At 47.0% G+C, this 5,854-nt stretch carries 6 protein-coding genes and 1 pseudogene; 5 read left to right on the top strand and 2 right to left on the bottom strand.

Going from position 1 to position 5,854, the window contains the following annotated elements; all coding sequences use genetic code 11:
• Nucleotides 1-275, top strand: a 275-nt coding sequence (locus AB7U21_RS09785; protein WP_428388671.1) for an exodeoxyribonuclease VII small subunit, incomplete at its 5' end; no start/stop codon positions are given.
• Nucleotides 276-315: 40 nt separating this feature from the next.
• On the opposite strand, the gene ccsA is transcribed toward AB7U21_RS09785, so the two are convergent.
• Together ccsA and AB7U21_RS09775 are read right to left on the bottom strand one after the other, a co-directional pair.
• Nucleotides 316-1,374: a cytochrome c biogenesis protein CcsA gene (gene ccsA, locus AB7U21_RS09780; RefSeq protein ID WP_428388669.1), complete on the bottom strand. Its 1,059-nt coding sequence runs from the start codon at nt 1,372-1,374 to the stop codon at nt 316-318.
• Nucleotides 1,371-2,438, bottom strand: coding sequence for a cytochrome c-type biogenesis CcmF C-terminal domain-containing protein (locus AB7U21_RS09775; RefSeq protein WP_428388667.1), 1,068 nt, complete (start codon nt 2,436-2,438; stop codon nt 1,371-1,373). The genes ccsA and AB7U21_RS09775 overlap by 4 nt, the downstream gene beginning before the upstream one ends.
• A 221-nt stretch (nt 2,439-2,659) precedes the next feature.
• On the opposite strand from AB7U21_RS09775, the gene AB7U21_RS09770 reads away from it, so the two are divergent.
• The 4 genes and pseudogenes from AB7U21_RS09770 to AB7U21_RS09755 all read left to right on the top strand — a co-directional run.
• A complete protein-coding gene (locus tag AB7U21_RS09770; protein WP_428388673.1) occupies nt 2,660-3,187 on the top strand; it encodes a CDP-2,3-bis-(O-geranylgeranyl)-sn-glycerol synthase in 528 nt (175 codons plus the stop codon).
• Between the two features lie 35 nt (nt 3,188-3,222).
• Nucleotides 3,223-3,762: an orotate phosphoribosyltransferase gene (pyrE, locus tag AB7U21_RS09765; RefSeq protein WP_333788182.1), complete on the top strand. Its 540-nt coding sequence runs from the start codon at nt 3,223-3,225 to the stop codon at nt 3,760-3,762.
• A gap of 206 nt (nt 3,763-3,968) precedes the next feature.
• Nucleotides 3,969-5,276, top strand: a complete 1,308-nt coding sequence (gene purD / locus AB7U21_RS09760; protein WP_333788183.1) for a phosphoribosylamine--glycine ligase — start codon at nt 3,969-3,971, stop codon at nt 5,274-5,276.
• A 31-nt stretch (nt 5,277-5,307) separates the two neighbouring features.
• Nucleotides 5,308-5,854: pseudogene (locus AB7U21_RS09755) on the top strand (ornithine carbamoyltransferase); the annotation flags it as partial.

The following is a 5,854-nucleotide window of genomic DNA, read 5'->3' as shown; positions in this document are numbered from 1 at the left end:
GGAGGAAGAAGATGGATGAAAGTCCGAATGAAGACTACACTGAAGAAAGCATGGGCGAAAGCCTGAGCTTTGAAACAGCTCTTGAACAGCTGGAAGGGCTGGTGGAAAAGCTGGAAAAGGGCAACCTTACCCTCGATGAAAGCCTTGAGACCTTTGAGCAGGGCATGAGGTTCGCACGTGTGTGCAGCCAGAAACTTTCAAAGGCTGAAAGAAAGATCGAACAACTGGTCCTGGAGAACGGAGAGCTCAGGGCAAAGCCTTTCAGTGAGGGCTAATTATTACCCTTTGAGCCAATAAATCCGATTCTGCCACCATTCAATCCTCTTCAAAATATCTCTTTGCAAGCAGGAACGTACTTGATAGTATCAGTACACTTAAAAATACTGCTATAATGGCACTTTCGGCAGTGAAATCCTGCCAGGAATGTACAGAGGCCCACATGCCGCTTCTGGTGACAAAGGTCGCGAATACGACCAGAATGAAAGAGGCTACTGCAAGCAAAGGTGCAACAAAACCATATTCTCCGTGCCTGTAACGTAACTGGGCATGCAGATATGCTGTTGCAGTTATCCAGGGGATGAGAGATGACGTTTCCACAGGGTCCCAGCTCCAGAACCATGCTCCCCATCCGAGAACTTCATAGGCCCAGAAACCTCCAAGGCCAATGCCCAGTGTGAGGAACAGCCAGGATATCCTCATCCAGTTCGTGGCGATGGCTTCCCATCGTTTGTCATGTGTCAGCAAATTGCCTATTGCAGCCGCAAATGGTATCGTGAAAGCGGCATATCCAAGGAAGAGCGTGGGCGGGTGCACTGCCATCCACGGATTACGCAGCAGCGGATTCATGCCCTGTCCATAGGGCACATCATACATCTGCACGAACGGATCCCAGTTCGTGATCCCAACACTGCCATCGGAAAGCACATGATATGCTGAGAACGGGTTCTTCAATACCAGCAGTCCCAGAAACACACAGACGATGGACAGCGATATGAGGCGTGTGATCTGCATCAACGCAGTTCCAGAAAGCGTAGCAGTATGGGTACGCTCTACTATCACAAGCATTCCCATTATGGAAACAGCCCACAATAGCATCGACCCTTCCTGGCCTGCCCACAAAGCCGATAGCCTGTAATACCATTCAAGATCAGCGCTGGAATGCTCGAACACGTATGAATATGAAGCATTGACTGTGTAGAGATGGTACATCAGCAACAGCATCGAGGATCCTGCGAGCACCAAACATGCTATTTCCAGTTTGCGTGAAAGTGTACCAAGAGAGATGTTGCTCTTCCGATGTCCTATGTACCCTGAAAGCACAGCTCCTATAGCTGTCACAAGGGACAGCCAGATCAGGATCATCCCAGGATTCATTTGCGTCCTCCCCCGCTTTTTCCGGACCGCAGTTTCCTGATCTCCTGCTCCATTATTTTTTCGTATCGTTTTTCAAAGAATACCATGTCCTTTTCTCTTCCGGATGGCTGTAACATTGTGATGCTCTGGTGAGGATTTCGATGTTCCACGATAAGTAAAGCAATGATACCCAGAGCCATCATATAGATGCCTCCCCAGAGAAGGTTTATGAAAGGAACTATACGTACATACATGTCAACTTCCCCAGTCTTTTCATCAAGGGCCCTGGGGGCGATGAACAGTTCTTCAGTAAGTCCTCTGTGGATGTATGTAGTAGTGTATGTCTGTCCCCATTTGAAGTCAGTGATATATTCCACACTGCCGCTTCTGGCGTATCTGTTCTGATCATATATGTCAAAATCTATCCGGGTGATGTAGGAAGATGCCTGATGGTCCTGATAAGGTTCCCCTTCCAACCTTGATGCCATTGAAGTGATCTTGAGGCTATAGTCCTGTATATTCCCGGCTCCCATTTTACCGGTCTCATATACTGCCGAATCCTCAACTTTCATATTTGAACTCAGGACTACGCCCAGCAGGATACATAATATTCCCAGATGGATCAGATGAGCGGAAAGCCCTCTGTATCTTCCGTATCCTTTCTTATCCCTGGCTGTGAGCCATATTTTATAGGCCGTTGCTATCAAAGCCGGTATCACGAGGGCTATAGCTATATCAACAGCTGTATTTGAAAAAGGGGATATGGCCACAACAGACACTACAAGTAACAGAAACGCAGCAGTGGCCATCAGTGCACTGCGGGGTCTGAGGGAACTGACGAGTACGCATATCGTAAGTATCATGATCAGCAATACTGTAGGCAGGGCAGCCCTGGGGTTAAAGTAATCAGAACCTAGGGAAAGCTCTGTGCCGCTGAGGAGCTTGGCAAGAAGAGGCGTCAACATACCGGTCATCACTACCATTGCAAGCAGGATAAATGCTATTACAGCGGCAAAGATGGTGTTTTTAGTTGTGAAGAGGCTCTCTTTTCCCGTCATTGCTGATCTCCCATTGTGGATTTGCATGTATGCTCACCTTATATATAGAATATCGGATACGTATAGGATGTTGCATTGCAGTGGCTTTTTATTCGAGTTACATGTTCTTATGAACGCATCAAATTATATACTTCCAATGCCACACTTTCGGTATCTTAAATACGGATAATGCCTATCTCTGAGGAACATATACAAAATGTGACCGGGTTGGTAGTACGATAGAAACAGTGATCATAGCTATCTGGCTGATGTTGCCTGCTTATATTCCTAATTCAATGGCTGCGGTATTCGGGGGAGGCCGCCCCATCGATGGCGGCAGGGTCCTGAAGGATGGCAGGCGGATCTTAGGTGACGGTAAGACTTACAGAGGTCTGTTCGCCGGTATAGCATGCGGGGTGCTCCTGGGTTTGCTTCAGATGGTGCTGATCATTCCTGTATCCGAGTTATTGAATATCTCCCTGCCCCCTTTTTCAGGCAGCGGATCTCAAACTTTGGTGGTCCTTTTGTCCCTTGCTTCCGGCTCCCTTTTTGGTGATATGTTCAAAAGTTTCTTCAAGCGCAGGCTTGGAATGAAAAGAGGTGCTTCATTGCCACTTGTAGACCAGCTTGATTTTGTACTGGGTGCGTGGGTATTCACATACTTGTCCTCTCCAGGATGGTTCACAATTAACTTTACCTGGAATATTATGATCGCTGTGTTGATCATTACTCCGTTGCTCCATCTCACAACAAATATCATAGGTTACATCATAGGGGTAAAGAAAGAGCCCTGGTGATCTTTTCCATTCATTGGCATATCGCGGTGATCCGGATGAATACAGAAAATGACAAAAAATCTCTCCTCATATCCGCCCTCAAAAAATGCGGGGCTGTGAAATTTGGCGATTTTACACTTGCTTCGGGCAAGAAGAGCAAATACTATGTCGATATTAAAAAAGCAAGTACTGATCCAGCTACTCTTGCAGTGATAGCAGAACAGGCAGCTTCCCTGATACATGAAGAGAAGATCGATCTGGTAGGTGGTGTAGCTTTAGGCGGCGTCCCTCTTGCAACAGCAGTTTCTCTCAAGTCAGAGCTTCCTCTTTTGATCGTCCGTAAGGAAGAAAAGGGATATGGGACTGGTGGTCGTTTTATAGGTGATCTAAAGGAAGGATCACATGTTATCCTTATAGAAGATGTAACCACCAGTGGTGGGTCGGTAAAGGATGCCATTGCAGCTATTCGCGGGACCGGAGGCTTTGTGGATGTTGTTGTCACTGTGGTGGATCGGGAGGAGGGTGCTCAGCAGAGCCTTGCTGCACTGGGCGTGAAGCTTATTCCTCTTGTAACTGCCAGTGATCTCATCCAATGAGAGATAGAACAAGGCAGGAATAATAAGTAAATTATTTATCTGAATATGAGAAAGAGTCCGTAGTATTTATTGTCATCTATCTTTAATATGGTCCATGGGATCTATTGCTGAGTAGGTATCAACTGTGTTCAATGTGACGATCAGGTAACGATTGGATAATTTCACTTCAATATTCAAAAGAGTTTTTAATTGATGAGGTTTTATAAATGAACGTTCTAGTTGTCGGCGGCGGAGGAAGGGAACATGCAATTGCAGCAGCTATTGCTCAGAGCAGAAAAGATCCTGTCATTTTCGCTGTGATGGCGAAGAAGAATCCAGGCATTTCCCGGCTTTGTCAGGATTTCCTCCTGGAAAAGGAAACCGATGTAAAGAAGATCGTTGATTATGCAACAGCCAATAACATTGATCTTGCTTTCATCGGCCCTGAAGCTCCTCTTGCAGCCGGGCTTGCAGATGCTCTGGAAGATATCGGCATTGGGGTAGTTGGTCCCAGGAAGGCGGTCGCCCAGATCGAGTTCGATAAAGCATGGGCCCGTAACTTTATGAGAAAGCATGGGATCGAGGGTTGCCCTGTGTTCGAGGTCTTTACTGAAAAAGGGCCGATGTTCGATTTCATTGCAAAGCTGGGTAATGTGGCCATAAAGCCCGCAGGCCTTACCGGCGGCAAAGGTGTAAAGGTCATGGGTGATCAGCTCCCCTCTGTCAAAGATGCCCAGGAATATGCTGCCCAGCTTCTGGGATCAGGAAGTGTGGTGGTAGAGGAGAACCTTGTGGGTGAGGAATTCACATTACAGGCTTTCGTGGATGGAGAACACCTTGCCTTCTCTCCTACGGTACAGGACCATAAGAGAGCTTTTGAGAATGACCTGGGTCCCAATACAGGCGGGATGGGTGCTTATACTGATGCAGGAGAGATCCTGCCGTTTTTGCGCGCAGAAGATGTGGATCAGGCAAAGCGCATCATGCAGCACACGGTAAAGGGGCTTTATACAGAGACCGGTGTGAAGTACAAAGGTGTACTATATGGCCAGTTCATGGTCACAAAGAACGGTCCGCGTGTGATCGAGTTCAATGCCAGGTTCGGTGATCCGGAGGCTATGAACGTGCTACCTCTTCTGGAAACAGATATAGTGGACGTTATGTCTGCTGTGGTGGGTGGTACTCTTGACAAACTTGCAGTGAAGTTCAGTAAAAAGGCAACTGTCTGCAAGTACGCAGTGCCTGCAGGGTACCCAGATAATCCTTCAAAGGACAAGGAGGTATCTGTAGGGGACATAGGTGATGCCCTGGTATTCTATGCAAGTGTATATGAAGAGAACAATAAGATCTATACCACAGGCTCGCGTGCAATAGCGGTCGTAGGTATTGCTGATTCCATTGCCAAAGCAGAGAAAAAAGCTCAGGAAGCACTTGACAATATTATCGGAGATCTGCATTCCAGAAGGGATATAGGCACTACTTCACTTATCCAGAAGCGTATCGATCATATGAATAAAATAAGGGGTAGATCATGATCCCTATAGATAATGAACATGGGTTGATTGTATGAAGCATCTCATCTCCTTTGCAGACCTCACTCATGATGAGGTCATTGAACTGCTTGACATGGCAGAGGTTCTGAAAGAAAAGCGTGCTCGTGGGAAGCTCACAGACTTGCTGAAGAATCGAAGTCTGGCAATGCTATTCGAAAAGTCATCCACGCGCACCAGGGTTTCCTTTGAGGTCTCTATGGCTGATCTTGGAGGACAATCTATATTTCTTTCTTCAAGGGACATACAGATCGGAAGGGGAGAGTCGATAGCTGACACTGCTGTTGTTCTTTCCCGGTATGTGCACTGTATCACTGCAAGGGTTAACAAGCATAGTACTATCCTTGAGATAGCTGCTAGTTCTTCTGTACCGGTGATCAATGCTCTTTCAGATGTGGAGCATCCATGCCAGATCCTTTCTGACCTGCTTACCATCAGGGAATATAAAAGCCATTTCAACGGATTGAAGTACGTTTGGGTAGGTGATGGCAACAATGTGTGCAATTCCGCTATCCTGGGTTGTGCCATCGTGGGCATGCAGATGGTTGTGGCCTGCCCGCCCG

The organism is Methanomethylovorans sp. (assembly GCF_050177135.1).
Lineage (GTDB): Archaea > Halobacteriota > Methanosarcinia > Methanosarcinales > Methanosarcinaceae > Methanomethylovorans.
This window is presented reverse-complemented; position numbering and strand designations above follow the sequence as displayed.

Bases quoted from the DNA above. Each gene is read 5' to 3' on its own strand.
- ccsA (WP_428388669.1), bottom strand. From the start codon at position 1,374: ATGAATCCTGGGATGATCCTGATCTGGCTGTCCCTTGTGACAGCTATA.
- AB7U21_RS09775 (WP_428388667.1), bottom strand. From the start codon at position 2,438: ATGCAAATCCACAATGGGAGATCAGCAATGACGGGAAAAGAGAGCCTC.
- AB7U21_RS09770 (WP_428388673.1), top strand. From the start codon at position 2,660: ATGTTGCCTGCTTATATTCCTAATTCAATGGCTGCGGTATTCGGGGGA.
- pyrE (WP_333788182.1), top strand. From the start codon at position 3,223: ATGAATACAGAAAATGACAAAAAATCTCTCCTCATATCCGCCCTCAAA.
- purD (WP_333788183.1), top strand. From the start codon at position 3,969: ATGAACGTTCTAGTTGTCGGCGGCGGAGGAAGGGAACATGCAATTGCA.